We start from the raw sequence: 17,855 nt of genomic DNA, 5'->3' as shown, positions 1-17,855 counted from the left end.
AGGCAGCAAATTCCTATCCCGAAAGTCGTAACAGGAACGCCATAGTGGCTGAAGATAGCGATCTAGAAAAAACAGAAGCCCCCACACCCCAAAAAGAGGAGAAGGCGCGTGAAGAAGGGCAGATCCCGCGATCGCGAGAGCTGACTTCTGTTCTGATGATGGTCGCAGGTCTGGCTATTTTGTGGATGGGAGGCGAAGCCATGGCTGGCCGATTGGCTAGAATTGTCTCACAGTCGTTAAATTTTGATTACGCAACGATTGGTGATGACACTCAAATGCTACGGCATGTTGGCTCATTACTGCGTCAGGCAGTATCGGCGTTGATACCCATTATGTTAGGGGCTGTGTTGGTTGCGCTGTCTGCGCCTTTGCTGCTTGGTGGGATATTATTTAGTACCAAATCATTAAAGGTTGACTTCAAAAAATTAGATCCTATTTCTGGGCTGAAGCGGTTGTTTTCCGCCCAATCACTGGCTGAGCTCTTCAAGGCAATATTGAAATCAGTCATGGTCGGGATCATTAGTACCTTCTTCTTGATTCATAACTGGCCGAAGATATTGCATCTGGTATCCGAAGCACCGATTTCGGCGATGGGGGATGCGCTGGAACTGGCCGTGATGTGTGGTTTCCTTATCATCATGGGGCTCATTCCCATGGTCGCTTTTGATGTGTTTTGGCAAGTTTGGAGCCACATCAAAAAGTTACGAATGAGCAAGCAGGAAATTCGTGATGAGCATAAACAGAACGAAGGTGATCCGCATGTTAAAGGCCGCATTCGTCAGCAGCAGAGAGCAATTGCTCAGCGTAGAATGATGGCTGATGTGCCTAAGGCTGATGTGATAGTCACTAACCCGACGCATTATGCGGTAGCATTACGTTATGATGATAAAAAAATGAATGCACCGAGAGTGCTAGCTAAAGGGGCTGGTGAGATCGCGTTGCGTATTCGTGAGTTAGGGGCCGAACATCGCGTTCCTATTTTAGAAGCACCTCCGTTGGCGCGAGCGCTATTTCGCCATTCAGAGGTCGGGCAGCATATTCCGGCTGCGCTGTATGCCGCCGTTGCAGAAGTCTTAGCCTGGGTTTATCAACTGAAACGCTGGAAGCGGGAAGGTGGATTAATTCCTAGAAAACCGAAACATCTACCAGTGCCGGATGCACTGGATTTTGCTAAAGAGAATACTACTGATGGCTAATTTGGCCTCTTTGCTTCGTTTACCGAGTAATATGAAAGGTACCCAATGGCAAATATTAGCCGGACCAATACTGATCCTGCTGATACTTTCCATGATGGTATTGCCGCTGCCGCCATTCATTCTGGATCTGTTATTTACCTTTAACATTGCTCTGTCCATCATGGTATTGCTGGTTGCGATGTTTACGCAGCGGACGCTGGAGTTTGCTGCGTTTCCTACGATTCTGCTGTTTTCTACTTTATTGCGTCTTTCGCTCAACGTCGCTTCTACCCGTATCATTTTGCTGGAAGGACATACAGGGACGGCCGCCGCAGGTAAAGTTGTTGAAGCATTTGGTCACTTTCTGGTAGGCGGAAATTTTGCCATTGGTATCGTGGTCTTTATCATTCTTGTCTTAATCAACTTCATGGTTATCACCAAAGGTGCCGGACGTATCGCTGAAGTCGGTGCCCGCTTTGTGTTGGATGGTATGCCAGGTAAACAGATGGCGATAGATGCCGATCTTAATGCTGGGATCATTGGCGAAGAAGAAGCGAAAAAGCGCCGTGCTGAAGTCACTCAGGAGTCAGACTTCTACGGCTCAATGGACGGTGCCAGTAAATTCGTGCGCGGTGACGCCGTCGCCGGGTTGATTATCATGGTCATCAACATTGTTGGTGGATTAATCGTCGGTGTAGTTCAGCACAACATGCCAGTAGGGCAGGCCGCAGAAAGCTATACGCTGCTTACCATCGGTGATGGTTTGGTTGCCCAGATTCCTGCTCTGATTATTTCTACCGCCGCGGGTGTCATTGTTACTCGCGTGAGTACCGATCAGGACGTTGGCCAGCAGATGGTCACCCAGCTATTCAATAATCCACGAGTAATGGTGCTGAGTGCAGCGGTTATTGGACTTATTGGTCTGGTTCCTGGAATGCCCAACTTTGTCTTTCTGTTATTTACAGCATCGTTGTTAGGGCTTGCCTGGTGGATGCGCGGAGAACAGCAAAAAGAACCTGTGATGCAACCTATACCAGCATCAATGGAGAAGCATCAGGTTGTTGAAGCCAGCTGGTCTGACGTACAGCTTGAAGATCCGCTGGGTATGGAAGTTGGCTATCGATTAATCCCAATGGTTGACGCGCAGCAAGATGGCGAGCTGCTGGGCCGGATTCGTAGTATCAGGAAGAAGTTTGCCCAGGAAATGGGATACTTACCGCCAGTGGTTCATATCCGGGATAATTTAGAACTTCAGCCTGCCAGCTATCGCATATTGATGAAAGGTGTTGAGGTGGGTAGCGGTGAGGCTCATCCTGGTCGTTGGATGGCGATCAACCCAGGCAATGCGGTTGGCTCTTTGTCTGGAGATATCACGCAGGATCCGGCGTTTGGGCTCCCGGCGGTCTGGATTGATAATGCCCTCAAAGATCAAGCTCAAGCTCAAGGGTTCACGGTCGTAGAGGCCAGTACCGTAGTAGCAACGCACCTGAACCACTTAATTGCATTGCATGCCAGTGAACTATTTGGACGGCAGGAAGCTCAGCAACTGATGGATCGGGTTGCGCAGGAAATGCCAAAACTGACGGAAGATTTCATTCCGGGCGTAGTGACGTTAACGACCTTGCATAAGGTCTTGCAGAATTTGCTTAGCGAGAGAGTGTCGATTAGGGATATGCGTACCATCATGGAGACATTGGCTGAACATGCGCCGGTGCAGCCAGATCCTTATGAACTTACTACGGTGGTTAGGGTTGCTTTGGGACGTGCGATTACTCAGCAGTGGTTCCCAGGAGACAGTGAACTTCAGGTTATCGGTTTGGAAGGCTCGTTGGAACGTCTCCTGTTACAGGCGCTTCAAGGAGGCGGTGGCCTCGAACCGGGGCTTGCCGATCGCTTGCTTGAACAGGCGAAACAAGCGCTACAGCGGCAGGAAATGTTGGGTGCTCCGCCGGTTCTGCTTGTGAACCATGCTTTGCGCGCTTTGCTTGCCCGATTCCTGCATCGTAGTCTGCCAAACATGGCCGTACTGTCTAATTTAGAGATCAGCGATCATCGTCAGATTCGCATGACATCAGTGATAGGGGAAGCTCAGAAGTGAGGAAGATGGCACATTCTCTGGCTGCAGTCGTGCTGGCATTCCCGCCCTGTGCCATCGCGACGCCAGGTAGTTGGAACGGAAGCATGCCGGGAATAAAACTTGATCATCGTGGTGAAATGGTTACGACGTCAGCTTTTGCTCCTAATATAGCCGTTAATCCAGATGAAACGATTACGACAATATATTGGCGGCACGTGATTGATTCAGCGATACCAGTAGGGCTTGTTGTGAAATTGTGTTCACAATCGCCGCAGCGCTGTGTTGACTTAGACGGAAGTGGTGATGGGAAAACCCAAGCATTTGACGGGTTAGCTGCTAATAATGAGTTTCGTTTTGTCTACTATATTGAAGGAAATGGTCGTATTAATCACACTTTCAGCGTGCGTACGATCGATATTGCAGTAAACTATAAGTAGTTTTCTATATGGTTGTTTAGATAGTCAAAAGTCTCTGCCCAAAGCGCAGAGACTTTTAGAATGCAATTTTCCTACCGCCAACTGTTACGCCTTTCGACTGACCATCTGGACCATACAGTCCTTGCCCATGGCGTGGCTTCAATATATTGATGGCTTCATTCGTATAGGCAATATGCCGGCTAAGCAGAAGGCCATTGTGCTGATTCTGATTATTCAAACGTCTGGTTAACTCTTGTACTTGCTGCCAGTAAGCCGACAGCTTTTCAATACCGTCGTAAGGCGCTTGCAACTTAAGAGTCGACTCAGTTTTATGGCGCTGCGTTTCCAAATGCTGCATCGTCGCCAGCAAAGACGTTTTATTCTCTGTTACCTGTTGTAGTGCGATGCTATTAATATGGCCAGCGCAAAGCAGCGTTTGCTCTTCGGACATAACAACATCGAGCTCACGTAGGTTGCTCAGCAGTTGATCCAAAATCGATTGCAGATTTTCCATAAATATTAATTACCTGCTAAAAAATCCTGAGTCTCTTTAAGCAACGCATCCGCGATTTTTCCGGCATCAATTTTAAGTGAGCCATCACGAATTGCCTGCTTTAAGGTTTCAACGCGGTTCATGTCGATGTCCTGCGTACCCGGTTGCATCAATTTTGCCTGCGCGTCGCTCAGTTTTACTTGAGTTGCGCTAACTTCAGACTGTGCTTCAGCTTGTTTACGTTTAGCTTTAGCGACATCGCCAGATTCTCGTTGCTGAACTTGACTGACCGGCTTCAGTGACTGGGTGCGATCAATACTCATAATACATCCCTCTGATTTGAGGATAAATGGTTAATCATCAATGTGTTACAGAATTCTCATCACATTGGTGTTCAATTTTAAAACGTCATCAGTAATGACTCTGTAACTATCATCGGCAAACATGAGCAAATCTTTAATTAATTAATTACTGTGAGATCAGAATAATCCCATCTTCGTTTGTGATTCCGCTGACTATTTGTCCATTTGCCGTTCTGACTCTAACCGCTTGCCCGGCTGCCGCGTTGTTCATGGCTTTTCCTTCGCCATTAATTGTGAAGCCTTCCCCTTGGGCGATAATTTGCACTGATTGACCGGCCTTTACGACCCAGGCGCGCCTGATCATAGACGCAGTAATAACCTGGCCAGGTGTGAGATCGCGCAAAAGGACTGCGCCCTGCGCACCTGGTAACGTCAGTATAGGGCGCAACGGTAATAAATCGAGCCTGCCTTTTGTCAAACGAATGTCTTTTTCCGTCAGCGTGGTTCCCCGATTTATCAGCCGTGCACTGGTGACATAATTCCCCGTTACCTGAACTTCGGTTTGAATGAAGCGACGCTGTTGCCCGCAACGTACGGACAGGCTCACATTACCCCACATTTTCGTATTTCCAGGCAGCGTGATTTGAGGCGCTTCGCACTGTGGCCATTGCGACTCTGGCGATTTTACCACAACGTTTACGGTATTCGTGCTTCCCTGAAAGCGTGAGGCAAAAAATTGATTGATCTGTGCAGGAAGGTCGTTCGCATTGACAGGGGCACAAAGGGTGAAAAAACAGGACGCCGCCAGATAGAAGTAATAATGTATTGTTTTCATTCCTGTTCGGCTCTCCTGATCCTGATTATATCGGGCATTAAGTGTAACGATGTCAGCGTGAGGTTAAGGCAATAAATAGCGCTGCATTTGGTGTCTATTCGTTCGATGGCATAGCCATCATGAGAATTATCCTACTCACTCCAAATTCTAACTTGCGGAGGGAGCATGCTTGATAAATTAGACGCCTCGTTGCGGTTTCAGCAGGAAGCGTTGAACTTGCGTGCCCAGCGGCAGGAAATTCTGGCCGCGAATATTGCCAATGCGGATACACCGGGCTATCAGGCCAGGGATATCGATTTTGCCAGCCAGCTCAGTAAAACGATGGAGCAAGGGCGGGTGAACGGTACGGGTATCGCGCTGAAAACCACATCTGTACGGCATATACCGGCACAGAACTTTCAGCCGCCGGAACTTGATTTGCTCTATCGCGTACCCGATCAGCCTGCGTTGGATGGCAATACGGTCGATATGGACCGAGAACGCACTAATTTTGCCGATAATAGCCTGAAATATCAATCCAGCCTGACCGTTCTGGGCGGACAGATTAAAGGCATGATGTCAGTCCTGCAGTCAGGTTCGTGACCGTAGCGCGATAGGAAGGTAAAGATTCATGTCGTTATTAAATATATTCGAAATTTCAGGCTCAGCGCTTTCTGCGCAATCTCAGCGTCTGAATGTGAGTGCCAGTAACCTGGCGAACGCAGACAGCGTGACGGGCCCTGATGGCGAGCCTTATCGCGCCAAGCAGGTAGTATTCGAAGTGAATGCCGCTCCGGGGCAGTCTACGGGTGGCGTACGCGTTTCCAATGTTATTGAAGATCCATCACCTGCTCGTCTGGTTTACGAACCGGGCAATCCGCTAGCTGATGGGCAGGGATACGTTCGCATGCCGAATGTTGACCCAGTGGCTGAGATGGTAAACACCATTTCTGCATCGCGCAGTTATCAGGCAAACGTCGAAGTGTTGAATACAACAAAATCGATGATGCTGAAGACGTTAACGATCGGGCAATAATCGGGAGACGAAATAGTGTCTGTAACAATTAATGATACGTCCTCGGCAACGAGAACACAGAGCACGTCGAGTACTTCGTCGACAACAGCGGTAGAGAAGAACAGCAGTGCTGACCTACAAAATCAGTTTCTGACCCTTCTGGTTGCGCAGTTGAAGAATCAGGATCCGACGAACCCGATGAGCAACGATCAGTTGGTCAGCCAACTTGCTCAGCTTAATACGGTCAGCGGTATCGAAAAGTTGAATACCACATTGGGTTCTATCTCTGGTCAGATCAATAACAACCAATCCATGCAGGCAACAACGCTGATTGGTCACAGTGTCATGATTCCTGGAAAAGACATTCTTGTTGGTAAAGAAACCAGTACCCCCTTTGGCGTGGAACTGGAAAAAGCAGCAGAGGTTGTTACCGTCACCGTTAATGATGCGACAGGTAAAGCTGTTCGTACGATCGAACTGGGCACGCTTTCTGCTGGCGTTCACTCATTCAACTGGGATAGTAAACTTTCTGATGGCACGGTTGCGCCTGATGGGGCTTATACCTTCACTGTTGCTGCCAGTACTGGCGGCGCACAGCAAGTTGTTCAGCCATTGAGCTATGCGGTTGTCAATAGTGTCGTTCGCGGCGATAACGGTGCATTACTGGATTTAGGACTACGCGGCAGAGCCACCATGGACGATGTCCGGCAGATTCTGTAACAGTGTAAATTTCATGTTATTCCAGTGAAATTCACTATCTGGAATATGACTTAATAAATTCTCTGGAGAGCGACATGGGTTTTTCTCAGGCGGTCAGTGGTTTAAACGCGGCATCTAATAACCTGGATGTTATCGGTAATAACATCGCTAACTCAGCGACAGTGGGTTTTAAATCCGGGACCGTCACATTTGCGGATATGTTTGCGGGTTCTAAAGTGGGTATGGGTGTGAAGGTTGCATCGGTATTGCAGGATTTTGGTAACGGTACGGTAACTTCATCCTCACGAGACCTGGATATTGCGATTAGCGGCGGTGGTTTTTACCGTCTGCAAGACACCAATGGCTCGACTTATTACAGCCGTAATGGTCAGTTCATGCTGAATGGTCGTAATATCGTCAACGCACAGGGCATGCAACTGACGGGATACCCGGTCGCAGGTACACCGCCAACGGTTCAAACGGGTGCCGATCCAGTACCGTTGACGGTTCCTGATGGCGATATGTTGGCGAGCCAAACGACGATTGCCTCAATTCAGGCTAACCTGAAATCCTCAGATGCCGTTCCAACGAGCGCCTGGGCCACAACGCCTGGTGCAGAAGGCACCTATAACAGTAAGACTGCACTGACAACCTATGACAGTCAGGGTAACGTGCACAACTTTACGCTGTACTTTGTCAAAACGGCGAATAATACCTGGCAAACCTATGCCAAGGATGACTCTGTTAGTCCTGCTGTTTATCAAAACGCAGGAACATTGAACTTTGCTGCTAATGGTGCGTTAACGGGGCATACGCCTTTCAACATCAACCTCACTGGGACCAATGGTGCGGCGAATGGGGCGTTTACGCTTAATTTGACTGGCAGCGTGCAGCAAAATACCGAATATAGCTATAAGAGCCCAACTCAGAACGGTTTTGCTCCAGGCTCGCTGACTGGTTTTGCTATCAATGACGACGGCACGATCGAAGGTAGCTACAGCAACGGTCAGAAACAGCCGCTGGGTCAGATCCTTCTGGCTAGCTTTGCCAACCCAGAAGGTTTGTCCCCTGAAGGAGATAACGCCTGGTCTGAAACTGCGAGCTCTGGTCAGGCTGTCGTTGGTCTGGCAGGTACCGGAAGTCTGGGTAAGCTGATCGGCAAATCTACCGAAAGTTCAAACGTTGACCTGAGTAAAGAGCTGGTCAACATGATTGTTGCGCAGCGTAACTACCAGTCGAATGCGCAAACCATCAAAACGCAGGATTCCATTCTGCAAACGCTGGTTAGCCTGCGTTAATTATCCTAACGGGGACATTGCATGGATCACGCGATTTATACGGCAATGGGTGGCGCGAGTCAGTCATTGGAAAAGCAGGCGATTACTGCGAACAACTTGGCGAACGCCTCAACGCCCGGTTTCCGGGCACAGCTTTCCGCACTGCGTGCTGTACCGGTAAATGGGTTGACACTGCCCACCCGAACGTTGGTTGTCGCTTCAACGCCTGGCGCTGATATGACTGAAGGCGTGATGAATTATACTGGCCGTGCAATGGATGTCGCTTTACCGAAAGAGAGTTGGCTGGCAGTGCAAACGGCTGATGGCGGTGAAGCGTACACCCGTAATGGTAATATGGAGATCAACGCTGATGGGCAGTTGACTATCCAGGGGCGTGTTGTGATGGGTGACGGCGGGCCGATTGATGTGCCGCCGCAGGCCCAGATCAGCATTTCTCCTGATGGTACGATTTCTGCGCTTAATGCTGGGGATCCACCGAATACGATTGCCCAATTGGGGCGTTTGAAGCTTGTTAAGGCTACCGGACAAGAAGTTGAACGGTCCGATGACGGATTATTCCGCTTGACGCAACAAGCTCAGCAACAACGTGGTAATGTTCTGCAAAACGATCCTACCGTGCGTATTATGCCGGGTGTAATCGAAGGCAGTAATGTGAACACGGTCGATACTATGGTCGATATGATTGCCAATGCTCGTCGTTTTGAAATGCAGATGAAAATCATTAGTAGCGTCGACGATAATGCACAACGCGCTAATCAGATATTAGCAATGGGTTAAGCGCCGAGTGCGCACAGGAGTGAATAAATGATCCGTTCTTTGTGGATTGCAAAAACCGGCTTGAATGCTCAGCAAACCAATATGGACGTTATTTCCAATAACTTGGCAAACGTCAGCACCAATGGTTTCAAGCGTCAGCGTGCGGTATTTGAAGACTTGATGTATCAAACAGTTCGTCAGCCCGGTGCTCAATCTTCAGAGCAAACCATGCTGCCGTCCGGCTTGCAGCTAGGTACCGGTGTTCGTCCAGTATCAACAGAGCGTATTCATACCCAAGGGACTTTTTCCGAAACGGGCAACTCTAAAGACGTTGCGATTAAAGGTCAGGGATTCTTTCAGGTCCAGTTGCCTGATGGAACAACGGCTTACACGCGTGACGGTGCCTTCCAGCTTGATGGTAACGGCCAGTTAGTAACGTCTAGCGGTTATCAGGTCCAACCTGCTATTACTGTTCCGGCGAATGCGACAGAACTGAATATTGGTCGTGACGGTATTGTCAGCGTTAAAGTGCAGGGACAGGCGGCAACAAACCAGATTGGCCAGTTGACGCTGACAACCTTTATTAACGATAGCGGCCTTGAAAGCATTGGTGAGAACCTGTACCTGGAAACGGCGAGTTCAGGTGCGCCAAATGAAACGAACCCAGGTTTGAATGGCGCAGGTCTGCTGTATCAGAAATATGTCGAAACCTCCAACGTCAATGTGGCAGAGGAATTGGTATCGATGATTCAGACTCAGCGTGCTTACGAAATCAACAGTAAAGCAATTTCTTCTTCTGACCAGATGCTGCAGAAATTGACCCAACTGTAATGGGTAACCCGCTAATTTCAGGAGCGAGAGCGGGTGCTCTGGCCTGATAGTAGCAATGTAGACAGTGTTTAACGGGGTAATGATGACCATAGGTACCCGATGAGTGGGCCTGTATGGTTTTGATTTACCCCGTAAATATGTGAAATAGATTAATTTAAGGCGATATCCGCAGTGATAATGAATGCAAAGTCGGTTATCAAACCACTCCGCCGACACCGTCTGTTGGCATTGATCGCGATGTTAGCACTTAACGGTTGCGCCTATATTCCGCATGATAAAGTTGTCACTGGGCCTACGACTGCTCAGCCTGGATCGCCCGTATTAGCGGGTCCTAATGGTTCTATTTTCCAAACTGTACAGCCGATGAATTATGGCTACCAGCCGATGTTTGAGGATCGTCGCCCACGTAATATTGGCGACACATTGACGATCGTGTTGCAGGAAAATGTGAGCGCCAGTAAAAGCTCGTCAGCCAATGCTGCTCGTAATGGTTCTTCAACGTTCGGCGCAACGGTGGTACCGCGTTATCTTGACGGGCCGTTGGGTAATAATCGTGCGTCGCTGAATGCAACAGGAACGAATGACTTCACTGGGCAAGGTGGTGCGAATGCGAACAACACCTTCAGTGGTACGATTACCGTTACGGTTGGCCAAGTATTAGCTAATGGCAATCTACAGGTCGTTGGCGAAAAACAAATTGCAATTAATCAGGGAACAGAGTTTATCCGTTTCTCTGGGGTAGTTAATCCGAGAACTATTAGCGGTAACAACTCGGTACCATCAACCCAGGTTGCGGATGCGCGCATTGAATATGTCGGTAATGGCTATATTAACGAAGCGCAAAACATGGGCTGGTTACAGCGGTTCTTTCTCAATGTTTCTCCGTTCTAAGCTTAAGAGGCCTGCCATGCGGATTGCATCATTTTTCACTGTACTGCTGACGTTACTGACGCTGAATATTGCCCCTGCGTCGGCAGAGAGAATTCGCGATCTGGTGAATATCCAGGGCGTACGCGGTAATGCGTTAATTGGTTATGGGTTAGTGGTTGGTCTCGATGGTTCTGGTGACCAAACCATGCAGACGCCGTTTACGACGCAAAGCTTAACTAACATGCTTTCCCAGTTGGGGATTACCGTTCCTGCCGGAACCAACATGCAGTTGAAGAATGTGGCGGCGGTGATGGTAACGGCGGAACTTCCGCCTTTTGGCAGAACAGGCCAAAATATTGATGTCGTTGTGTCATCACTTGGTAATGCGAAGAGCTTGCGCGGCGGGACGCTGTTAATGACCCCATTAAAAGGGGTAGACAATCAGGTCTACGCTTTGGCGCAGGGGAACGTTTTGGTTGGTGGCGCTGGTGCTTCCGCTGGCGGAAGTAGTGTTCAGGTTAACCAGCTTGCCGGCGGACGAATCAGTAACGGTGCAATTATTGAGCGAGAGTTACCGAGTACGTTTGGCTCGTCAAATACGATAATGCTGCAGCTGAAGAACGATGATTTCTCGATGGCGCAGAAAGTCAGCGATGCAATCAATCGCTCTGGATACGGTGGTACAGCGACTCCGCTGGATTCTCGTACCATTCAAGTACTTGCTCCGCATGGCAACAGTTCTCAGGTTCGCTTTTTGGCTGATGTCCAGAATATTGAAGTCAATGTCGGTATTCAGGATGCCAAAGTGATTATTAATTCTCGTACCGGATCTGTCGTGATGAACCGTGATGTCACGTTGGATAGCTGTGCTATCGCCCAGGGTAACCTCTCTGTGACGATCAATCAGCAGGCCAATGTCAGCCAACCTAATACCCCATTTGGCGGTGGTCAGACGGTGGTCACGCCGCAAACAGAGATTTCGGTTCAGCAAGCGGGTGGTGCTTTACAGCGCGTCAATTCCAGCGCCAACCTCAACAACGTCGTACGTGCACTGAATTCTTTGGGCGCGACGCCGATGGAGCTGATGTCTATTCTGCAGGCGATGCAAAGTGCTGGCTGCTTGCGTGCCAAACTGGAAATTATCTGATGAGTGATATGCAGACGCTGAATAACGCGGCCTATGATGCGCAATCCCTGAATACGTTGAAGCGTGAAGTTTCAGGTAATCCTCAAAGCAAAGAGGGCATTAGGGCGGTTGCGCAACAAATGGAAGGCGTGTTTGTACAATTGATGATGAAAAGTATGCGTTCAGCGATTCCGCAGGACGGGCTTTTCAACAGCGATCAGACGCGTCTGTATACCTCAATGTATGACCAGCAAATTGCTCAAGAGATCTCAACTAAGGGCAAGGGGCTTGGGCTCGCGGATGTTATGGTTGAGCAATTGACCCGACAATCCCCAGAGGCTACGGCGGCTAAAGCCGCTGTTCCGTCTGTTCCATTAACATTTGATGGTGATGTACTCAAAAGCATGCCAACTGCGGCCGTGGAGCAGATGGTACGTAAAGCGCTGCCCAAATTGCCTACTATGGGTTCAGCGTTGCCGCTATCCAATAGTAATTTTGTGTCTCAGATTTCCTTACCTGCTCAGATTGCCAGCCAGCATAGTGGCATACCTCATCACCTTATCATCGCTCAGGCTGCGCTTGAATCTGGTTGGGGGCAACGCGAAATCCCTACCGAGGACGGGCGTCCAAGTCATAATCTGTTCGGTATCAAAGCTGGCAGCAGCTGGAATGGGCCGACAACAGAGATAACGACGACAGAGTATGAACAAGGTGTGGCCAAAAAAGTAAAAGCCAGCTTCAGGGTGTACGATTCCTATATTGAAGCTATTGGTGACTATGTGAAATTGTTGACCAATAACCCACGCTATTCTGCAGTGATGAGCGCCGGAACGGCTGAGCAAGCGGCTCATGCGTTACAAAAGGCGGGTTATGCAACGGACCCACAATATGCCCAAAAACTGGTTAGCATGATCCAGCAAATGAAGAATTCGGGTGAGAAAGTAGCGAAAGCCTACACTCACGATTTGAGTCGGCTATTTTGATTTTTTTATTCAAGATTTGCGCTTCCTGACCGATATAGTAATTAACTTATGTAGCGTATTTGCTGCTTTCAGCATTTGGTTAATCGCGCAGGGCGAAAAAAGCCTGTGTAAAAGGAACAACACCCTATGTCCAATTTAATTAACACAGCGATGAGTGGCTTAAAAGGTGCACAGGTTGCGCTGAGTACCGTGAGTAACAACATTAGTAATCAGGCTGTTACTGGCTATAGTCGGCAAAATGCGATTCTTGAGCAAGCGACTAGCAGCAGCACATCCGCTGGGTATATTGGTAACGGTGTTAATGTTGTTAGCATTAATCGTCAGTACAATGAATTCATCACCAACCAGCTGCGCTCTGCGCAAACGACAAGCAGCTCGGTTTCTGCTTACTACGAGCAAATCTCCAAGATCGATAATCTGCTGGCTAGCAGCACAACGAGCCTTTCATCAACCATACAGGGTTTCTTTTCTAACCTGCAAAACCTCACCAGTAACGCGGGTGATTCGTCGACTCGTCAAACTGTACTGGGCAAAGCTGAAGGGCTGGTAAACCAATTCAAGGTCACGGATAAATACCTGCGTGACATGGACAGCGGGCTGAATACACAGATTCAAAGTACTGTTGGCCAAATTAATACGTATACCGACCAGATCGCCTCGTTAAACAACGAAATCACGAAACTAATGGGCGCAAATAGTGGCACGATGCCTAACGATTTGCTCGATCAACGAGATCTTCTTGTCGATCAGCTCAATAAATTAGTGGGTGTTGATGTTACCGTTCAGGATGGGACGGTTTATAACGTTGCATTAAAGAACGGTACTAATCTGGTTCAGGCAGGTACGAGCAATCAATTAGTTGCAATTAGTTCCAGCATTGACCCGTCTCGCCTCACCATCGGATATAAAGACCAGACAAACGATGTCGTCACGTTGAATGAGAGTTCATTAACCGGTGGTTCATTAGGTGGTTTGATCTCTTTCCGTTCCGAGACGCTAGATGAGGCGCGTAATCAGTTAGGGCAGTTAGCATTAGCATTTGCTGATGCATTTAATGCCCAACACCAAAAAGGTTTTGACCACGATGGGGTCAAAGGCGGCGATTTCTTTTCCTTTGGTAAGGCTGTAGTTCTGGATGATAGCAAGAACGGGGGTAACGCCGTGTTGACTCCGTCTTACACTGATACCAAAGACGTACAAGCGACTAATTATTCGGTTAAATATGACGGCGCTAGCTGGCAAATTACCCGTTTATCTGACAACTCAAAATTTACGGCAGCGGTGGATACCTCTGATAACAGCCTGAATTTTGATGGTATCAAGATGACTATCTCGGGTACACCAGCAACGAACGACAGTTTCTTGCTCAAACCAGTTAATGATGTCATTACCGATATGTCCGTCGCTATTTCTGACCCTAATAAAATTGCTGCGGCATCCGTTAAGCTTGATTCTGCCGGCAACCCGGTTGTGGATGGAAGTGGTAATCCCGTGTTTGGTGGTGTAGGTGATAATACCAACGCGAAGGCATTACTTGCGCTGCAAAATGAAAAAATTGTAGGTGGTAAAGCGAGTGCTTCTGGTGCATATGCGAGCTTAGTGGGCATGATCGGTAACCAGACCAGTACGCTGAAGATAAATAACACATCGCAGCAAAACGTTGTTAAACAACTAACGGCAGAGCAGCAGTCCGTATCCGGTGTGAACCTGGATGAGGAATACGGCGATCTGATGCGTTACCAACAATACTATATGGCAAATGCTCAGGTCATCAAAACAGCACAATCCATATTTGACGCTTTATTAGCCGCACGTAGCTAGTTTGACCATTTGATAAAGAGGAATTGATACCATGCGCTTAAGTACCAGCATGATATACCAACAAAATATGCAAGGCATTATGAATGGTCAGGCAACGTGGCAAAAAACGGGTGAGCAGCTGTCAACCGGTAAACGTGTCGTAAATCCATCAGATGATCCGATCGCTGCGGCGGGAGCCATTATGCTTGGCCAGGCCCAGTCGGAGAATGGTCAGTACACGCTAGCGCGTACATTTGCGAAGCAAAGTATGTCTCTGGAAGAGTCTATTCTGGACAAAAGCACAACCACGATTAGCAGCGCATTGACCGAAGTAATCAAAGGCGGTGGTGTTCTGAGTGACGACGATCGCAAGTCGGTCGCGACTTCCCTGCGTGGCATGAAAGCTGAATTGCTGAATATGGCTAACAGCACTGACGGTAACGGTAATTATATTTTTGCTGGCTATAACACCGACAAAATTCCTTTTGTTGATGGGGCCACAGGCGTTGAGTATTTGGGCGGTGACCAGGCTATTTCACAACGCGTAGATGCGTCCCGAAATATGACGGTGAGCCATGTCGGTTCCGCTGTGTTCAATGGAACAACCGGTGATGCTCAAGCAGAACCGGATGGTAGTATCCAGTCGGATTTATTTGAGACTTTGGATATTGCAATTAAAGCGCTTGAAACGCCTCTTGCTGATGCTGACGATGCAACAAAAGCGAGTGTGGCAGCGGCATTAGAGACGGCAAACCGCGGTTTAAAAAATTCCTTTAATAACATTTCAGCTGTTCGTGCAGAACTGGGTATTCAACTCAATGAGATTGATAACCTTGATGCTATTGGTAAAGATCGTGATGTAGCCAATAAGACTGCATTGGGGCAACTGCAGGATACTGATTGGTATGACGCAATTTCGTCTTATATCATGCAGCAATCTTCTCTACAGGCTTCTTATACGGCTTTCCAGAATATGCAAGGAATGTCCTTATTCCAGATGAGATAGTAGAAATAGACGATATTTTTCTATTCTACTTTACGGTTTGAATACGCTTAAACCGGGCGTATTTTTTAGGCGTGTCACTCCCTTCAATTATATTGAATGGATGACATGCCATTTTTTATTCCCCCATCATCCTCAATTCTCTCTGACATTCCCTTTTATATAACACCTACTTTTTTAGTGCATAGATTGTTTCAGGGCATCGATGTCTGCTACAACTTTCTGGCGTGGTCTGGTAAAAATCACAGCTGTGTATAGCCATATGACGAGCTACGGTAGTATGTTGAAATGAGAAATAAATATGCGCGCCCGCTATCCGCGTTGGCCTCACTTCGACCACTACGTTATATAGGGAGCTAAGAACTTGATAGCTGAGTGAGAATGTCAGCGAGTAAATCGAATACTTCGCTGAATAAATGCTCTGCAAAGGGTGGGATAAGAGGAAGTAATAAGCCCAGGGTCATGATTCCCACCGTGAGGGTAATCGGAAAGCCAACGACAAATATTGAAAGCTGGGGGGCGACGCGGTTAAGCATACCTAATGCCAGGTTAATGGTTAGCAATAGAGTTATGATTGGCAGCGCGAGCATCAATCCATTAATAAAAATCAGTCCACCGGCACGAGCAAGAGCGAGAAAAGCGTGGCTGTTAACAGGGTTTGCGCTGATTGGCAGAGTGTAGAAGCTATCTGCTAATAGCGAAATCATCCAGAGGTGCCCATCAAAGGTTAAGAATAATAAGATCGCGAGAATATTCAGGAAACGGGCGACTACCTGCATATTCGGACCGCCAGTGGGATCAAAGAAGGTCGCAAAAGCGAGCCCCATTTGTAAGCCAATGAGTTCGCCAGCATGGCGAATAGCGGCAAATGCTAACTGCATTGATAGGCCGAGCGTAACACCGATGAGAATTTGCTGTATTAACAGCCATACGCCCGCGACGGAAAAAATAGGCGTGGTGTTTAATGGCAAATAGGGCGCAACGAGTAGGGTAATCAGTACGCCCAGACCGATTTTTACCCGATTGCCAATCGCTCTTTCGTTAAAGACAGGTGCGGTACTGATCAGCGCAAGAATTCTGACAAAAGGCCAGAAAAACTGACTGACCCAATTCACCATGTCCCAACTGTTAAACGTCAGCATGCTTACCCAATAATATTAGGTAACTGGCCGAATAGCGTACGCATATAGTCCAGCATGAGGTTTAACATCCAAGGGCCTGCGATCACCAAGGTGAAGAAGACCGTGAGGATTTTAGGGATAAACGACAGCGTCATTTCGTTTATCTGAGTGGCAGCCTGTAAGAGACTAATAAGCAGTCCGCTGAGTAGTGCTGCCATCAACGGAGGCGCCGCCAACGCCAATGCTACCTTCATTGCCTCATAGCCAAGCGCCATCACCGATTCTGGTGTCATAGTCGCATTCCTCTATCCGTCTAACTATAAAAACTCTGGGCTAATGAACCGAGTAGCAGCTGCCAGCCATCGACTAATACGAAAAGCATGAGTTTAAAAGGCAATGAAATGGTTGCCGGAGGAACCATCATCATACCCAGCGCCATCAATACACTGGCAACAACAAGGTCAATGATAAGGAAAGGAATAAACACGGTGAAGCCAATCTGGAACGCAGTTTTTAGCTCACTTGTCACAAATGCGGGGAGAAGTACACGCATGGGCACCGCTTCAGGTCCCTGGATTTCTGGAATTTCTGCCAGTCGGGTAAATAACGCCAGATCGGTTTCCCGGGTCTGCCGCAGCATGAACTCGCGCACGGGTTCCGCACCACGTTCTATGGCGACTTCCATGCTGATTTGATCCTGACTGAAGGGAAGATAAGCTTCGTCATAAACGCGGTTTAATACTGGCGACATGACAAAAAATGTCAGGAAAAGCGTTAACCCGAGCAATACCTGGTTCGGTGGTGCGGTTGGTGTACCCAGCGCGTTACGTAACAAGCTCAGTACAATGATGATTCGGGTGAAGCTGGTCATCATTAACAATGCAGCAGGAAGAAACGTTAATGACGTGAGTAAAACCAGCGTCTGTACGGATAGCGTCCAGCTCTGTCCACCGTTAGGTAGAGGTTGCGTCACAATACCGGGAAGCTGTGCCCACACCGATGGTGCCATGAACAATAAACCGATGGCTAAACCGTAGCGCAGTGTGCGGAGCAGGGCGGTGATACAAGAATAATTA

The 17,855-nt window shown here is 48.2% G+C and carries 20 protein-coding genes; 14 read left to right on the top strand and 6 right to left on the bottom strand.

What is annotated here, in order from left to right; genetic code table 11:
- Positions 1–44: 44 nt before the first annotated feature.
- Genes flhB through NXT09_RS19825 form a run of 3 tightly spaced genes read left to right on the top strand, consistent with a single transcriptional unit; the run spans position 45 to position 3,689 of the window.
- The gene (flhB, locus tag NXT09_RS19835; RefSeq protein ID WP_205554924.1) at positions 45–1,196 is read left to right on the top strand and encodes a flagellar biosynthesis protein FlhB; all 1,152 of its coding nucleotides are present in this window, start codon (positions 45–47) and stop codon (positions 1,194–1,196) included.
- Positions 1,189–3,273 (top strand): flagellar biosynthesis protein FlhA, encoded by a 2,085-nt coding sequence (gene flhA / locus NXT09_RS19830; protein WP_039285772.1) that lies wholly within the window; start codon positions 1,189–1,191, stop codon positions 3,271–3,273. The genes flhB and flhA overlap by 8 nt, the downstream gene beginning before the upstream one ends.
- Before the next feature lie 5 nt (positions 3,274–3,278).
- Positions 3,279–3,689, top strand: a complete 411-nt coding sequence (locus tag NXT09_RS19825) for a flagellar protein FlhE (RefSeq protein ID WP_306417551.1) — start codon at positions 3,279–3,281, stop codon at positions 3,687–3,689.
- A 55-nt stretch (positions 3,690–3,744) separates the two neighbouring features.
- On the opposite strand, the gene NXT09_RS19820 is transcribed toward NXT09_RS19825, so the two are convergent.
- The 3 genes from NXT09_RS19820 to flgA all read right to left on the bottom strand — a co-directional run bounded on the left by NXT09_RS19820 (position 3,745) and on the right by flgA (position 5,298).
- Positions 3,745–4,182, bottom strand: coding sequence for a flagella synthesis protein FlgN (locus NXT09_RS19820; protein ID WP_268580949.1), 438 nt, complete (start codon positions 4,180–4,182; stop codon positions 3,745–3,747).
- A 5-nt stretch (positions 4,183–4,187) separates the two neighbouring features.
- Positions 4,188–4,484 carry a flagellar biosynthesis anti-sigma factor FlgM gene (flgM, locus tag NXT09_RS19815; protein WP_010279542.1) on the bottom strand — a complete coding sequence of 99 codons (297 nt, stop codon included), beginning with the start codon at positions 4,482–4,484 and terminating at the stop codon, positions 4,188–4,190.
- 145 nt (positions 4,485–4,629) lie between these two features.
- The gene (gene flgA / locus NXT09_RS19810) at positions 4,630–5,298 is read right to left on the bottom strand and encodes a flagellar basal body P-ring formation chaperone FlgA (protein WP_268580948.1); all 669 of its coding nucleotides are present in this window, start codon (positions 5,296–5,298) and stop codon (positions 4,630–4,632) included.
- Between the two features lie 165 nt (positions 5,299–5,463).
- Here flgA and flgB point away from each other — a divergent pair, with 165 nt between their 5' ends.
- The 11 genes from flgB (at position 5,464) to flgL (ending at position 15,661) form a co-directional block, all read left to right on the top strand.
- The gene (flgB, locus tag NXT09_RS19805) at positions 5,464–5,880 is read left to right on the top strand and encodes a flagellar basal body rod protein FlgB (RefSeq protein ID WP_010279550.1); all 417 of its coding nucleotides are present in this window, start codon (positions 5,464–5,466) and stop codon (positions 5,878–5,880) included.
- A gap of 28 nt (positions 5,881–5,908) precedes the next feature.
- Complete coding sequence (gene flgC / locus NXT09_RS19800) at positions 5,909–6,313, top strand: flagellar basal body rod protein FlgC (protein WP_010279553.1); 405 nt, start codon at positions 5,909–5,911, stop codon at positions 6,311–6,313.
- 15 nt (positions 6,314–6,328) lie between these two features.
- A complete protein-coding gene (gene flgD, locus NXT09_RS19795; protein ID WP_205554927.1) occupies positions 6,329–7,012 on the top strand; it encodes a flagellar hook assembly protein FlgD in 684 nt (227 codons plus the stop codon).
- A gap of 74 nt (positions 7,013–7,086) precedes the next feature.
- The gene (gene flgE, locus NXT09_RS19790) at positions 7,087–8,289 is read left to right on the top strand and encodes a flagellar hook protein FlgE (protein ID WP_268580947.1); all 1,203 of its coding nucleotides are present in this window, start codon (positions 7,087–7,089) and stop codon (positions 8,287–8,289) included.
- Between the two features lie 21 nt (positions 8,290–8,310).
- On the top strand, positions 8,311–9,066 hold the full coding sequence (locus tag NXT09_RS19785) for a flagellar basal body rod protein FlgF (protein ID WP_014915906.1): 756 nt from the start codon (positions 8,311–8,313) through the stop codon (positions 9,064–9,066).
- Positions 9,067–9,093: 27 nt separating this feature from the next.
- Positions 9,094–9,876, top strand: a complete 783-nt coding sequence (gene flgG / locus NXT09_RS19780) for a flagellar basal-body rod protein FlgG (protein ID WP_010279572.1) — start codon at positions 9,094–9,096, stop codon at positions 9,874–9,876.
- A gap of 177 nt (positions 9,877–10,053) precedes the next feature.
- On the top strand, positions 10,054–10,767 hold the full coding sequence (gene flgH / locus NXT09_RS19775) for a flagellar basal body L-ring protein FlgH (protein ID WP_014915904.1): 714 nt from the start codon (positions 10,054–10,056) through the stop codon (positions 10,765–10,767).
- 16 nt (positions 10,768–10,783) lie between these two features.
- Complete coding sequence (locus NXT09_RS19770; RefSeq protein WP_205554929.1) at positions 10,784–11,893, top strand: flagellar basal body P-ring protein FlgI; 1,110 nt, start codon at positions 10,784–10,786, stop codon at positions 11,891–11,893.
- Positions 11,893–12,855, top strand: a complete 963-nt coding sequence (gene flgJ, locus NXT09_RS19765; protein WP_268580946.1) for a flagellar assembly peptidoglycan hydrolase FlgJ — start codon at positions 11,893–11,895, stop codon at positions 12,853–12,855. The genes NXT09_RS19770 and flgJ overlap by 1 nt, the downstream gene beginning before the upstream one ends.
- A gap of 126 nt (positions 12,856–12,981) precedes the next feature.
- On the top strand, positions 12,982–14,676 hold the full coding sequence (flgK, locus tag NXT09_RS19760) for a flagellar hook-associated protein FlgK (protein WP_268580945.1): 1,695 nt from the start codon (positions 12,982–12,984) through the stop codon (positions 14,674–14,676).
- 31 nt (positions 14,677–14,707) lie between these two features.
- The gene (flgL, locus tag NXT09_RS19755) at positions 14,708–15,661 is read left to right on the top strand and encodes a flagellar hook-associated protein FlgL (RefSeq protein ID WP_268580944.1); all 954 of its coding nucleotides are present in this window, start codon (positions 14,708–14,710) and stop codon (positions 15,659–15,661) included.
- 353 nt (positions 15,662–16,014) lie between these two features.
- Here the strand turns inward: flgL and fliR are convergent, their stop codons facing one another.
- From fliR to fliP, 3 genes are read right to left on the bottom strand one after another with little or no spacing between them, the layout of a single operon-like run.
- On the bottom strand, positions 16,015–16,800 hold the full coding sequence (gene fliR, locus NXT09_RS19750) for a flagellar biosynthetic protein FliR (RefSeq protein WP_268580943.1): 786 nt from the start codon (positions 16,798–16,800) through the stop codon (positions 16,015–16,017).
- Between the two features lie 2 nt (positions 16,801–16,802).
- Entirely contained in the window at positions 16,803–17,072 is a 270-nt protein-coding gene (gene fliQ / locus NXT09_RS19745; protein ID WP_010279609.1) for a flagellar biosynthesis protein FliQ, read from the bottom strand.
- A gap of 20 nt (positions 17,073–17,092) precedes the next feature.
- On the bottom strand, positions 17,093–17,788 hold the full coding sequence (fliP, locus tag NXT09_RS19740) for a flagellar type III secretion system pore protein FliP (RefSeq protein WP_172644770.1): 696 nt from the start codon (positions 17,786–17,788) through the stop codon (positions 17,093–17,095).
- Between the last annotated feature and the right edge of the window lie 67 nt (positions 17,789–17,855).

The sequence above is a fragment of the Pectobacterium jejuense genome, from assembly GCF_026800125.1.
Taxonomy (GTDB): Bacteria; Pseudomonadota; Gammaproteobacteria; order Enterobacterales; family Enterobacteriaceae; genus Pectobacterium; species Pectobacterium jejuense.
The sequence above is the reverse complement of the archived record's forward strand: the minus strand, read 5'-3'. Positions and strand labels throughout refer to the sequence as shown.

Coding starts and splice junctions, on each gene's coding strand:
- flgM (WP_010279542.1), bottom strand. CDS start 4,484: ATGAGTATTGATCGCACCCAGTCACTGAAGCCGGTCAGTCAAGTTCAG.
- NXT09_RS19820 (WP_268580949.1), bottom strand. CDS start 4,182: ATGGAAAATCTGCAATCGATTTTGGATCAACTGCTGAGCAACCTACGT.
- flgJ (WP_268580946.1), top strand. CDS start 11,893: ATGAGTGATATGCAGACGCTGAATAACGCGGCCTATGATGCGCAATCC.
- flgG (WP_010279572.1), top strand. CDS start 9,094: ATGATCCGTTCTTTGTGGATTGCAAAAACCGGCTTGAATGCTCAGCAA.
- flgC (WP_010279553.1), top strand. CDS start 5,909: ATGTCGTTATTAAATATATTCGAAATTTCAGGCTCAGCGCTTTCTGCG.
- flgE (WP_268580947.1), top strand. CDS start 7,087: ATGGGTTTTTCTCAGGCGGTCAGTGGTTTAAACGCGGCATCTAATAAC.
- flgL (WP_268580944.1), top strand. CDS start 14,708: ATGCGCTTAAGTACCAGCATGATATACCAACAAAATATGCAAGGCATT.
- flgK (WP_268580945.1), top strand. CDS start 12,982: ATGTCCAATTTAATTAACACAGCGATGAGTGGCTTAAAAGGTGCACAG.
- flhA (WP_039285772.1), top strand. CDS start 1,189: ATGGCTAATTTGGCCTCTTTGCTTCGTTTACCGAGTAATATGAAAGGT.
- flgB (WP_010279550.1), top strand. CDS start 5,464: ATGCTTGATAAATTAGACGCCTCGTTGCGGTTTCAGCAGGAAGCGTTG.
- NXT09_RS19770 (WP_205554929.1), top strand. CDS start 10,784: ATGCGGATTGCATCATTTTTCACTGTACTGCTGACGTTACTGACGCTG.
- flgH (WP_014915904.1), top strand. CDS start 10,054: ATGAATGCAAAGTCGGTTATCAAACCACTCCGCCGACACCGTCTGTTG.
- fliR (WP_268580943.1), bottom strand. CDS start 16,800: ATGCTGACGTTTAACAGTTGGGACATGGTGAATTGGGTCAGTCAGTTT.
- fliQ (WP_010279609.1), bottom strand. CDS start 17,072: ATGACACCAGAATCGGTGATGGCGCTTGGCTATGAGGCAATGAAGGTA.
- NXT09_RS19825 (WP_306417551.1), top strand. CDS start 3,279: ATGGCACATTCTCTGGCTGCAGTCGTGCTGGCATTCCCGCCCTGTGCC.
- flgA (WP_268580948.1), bottom strand. CDS start 5,298: ATGAAAACAATACATTATTACTTCTATCTGGCGGCGTCCTGTTTTTTC.
- fliP (WP_172644770.1), bottom strand. CDS start 17,788: ATGGCACCATCGGTGTGGGCACAGCTTCCCGGTATTGTGACGCAACCT.
- NXT09_RS19785 (WP_014915906.1), top strand. CDS start 8,311: ATGGATCACGCGATTTATACGGCAATGGGTGGCGCGAGTCAGTCATTG.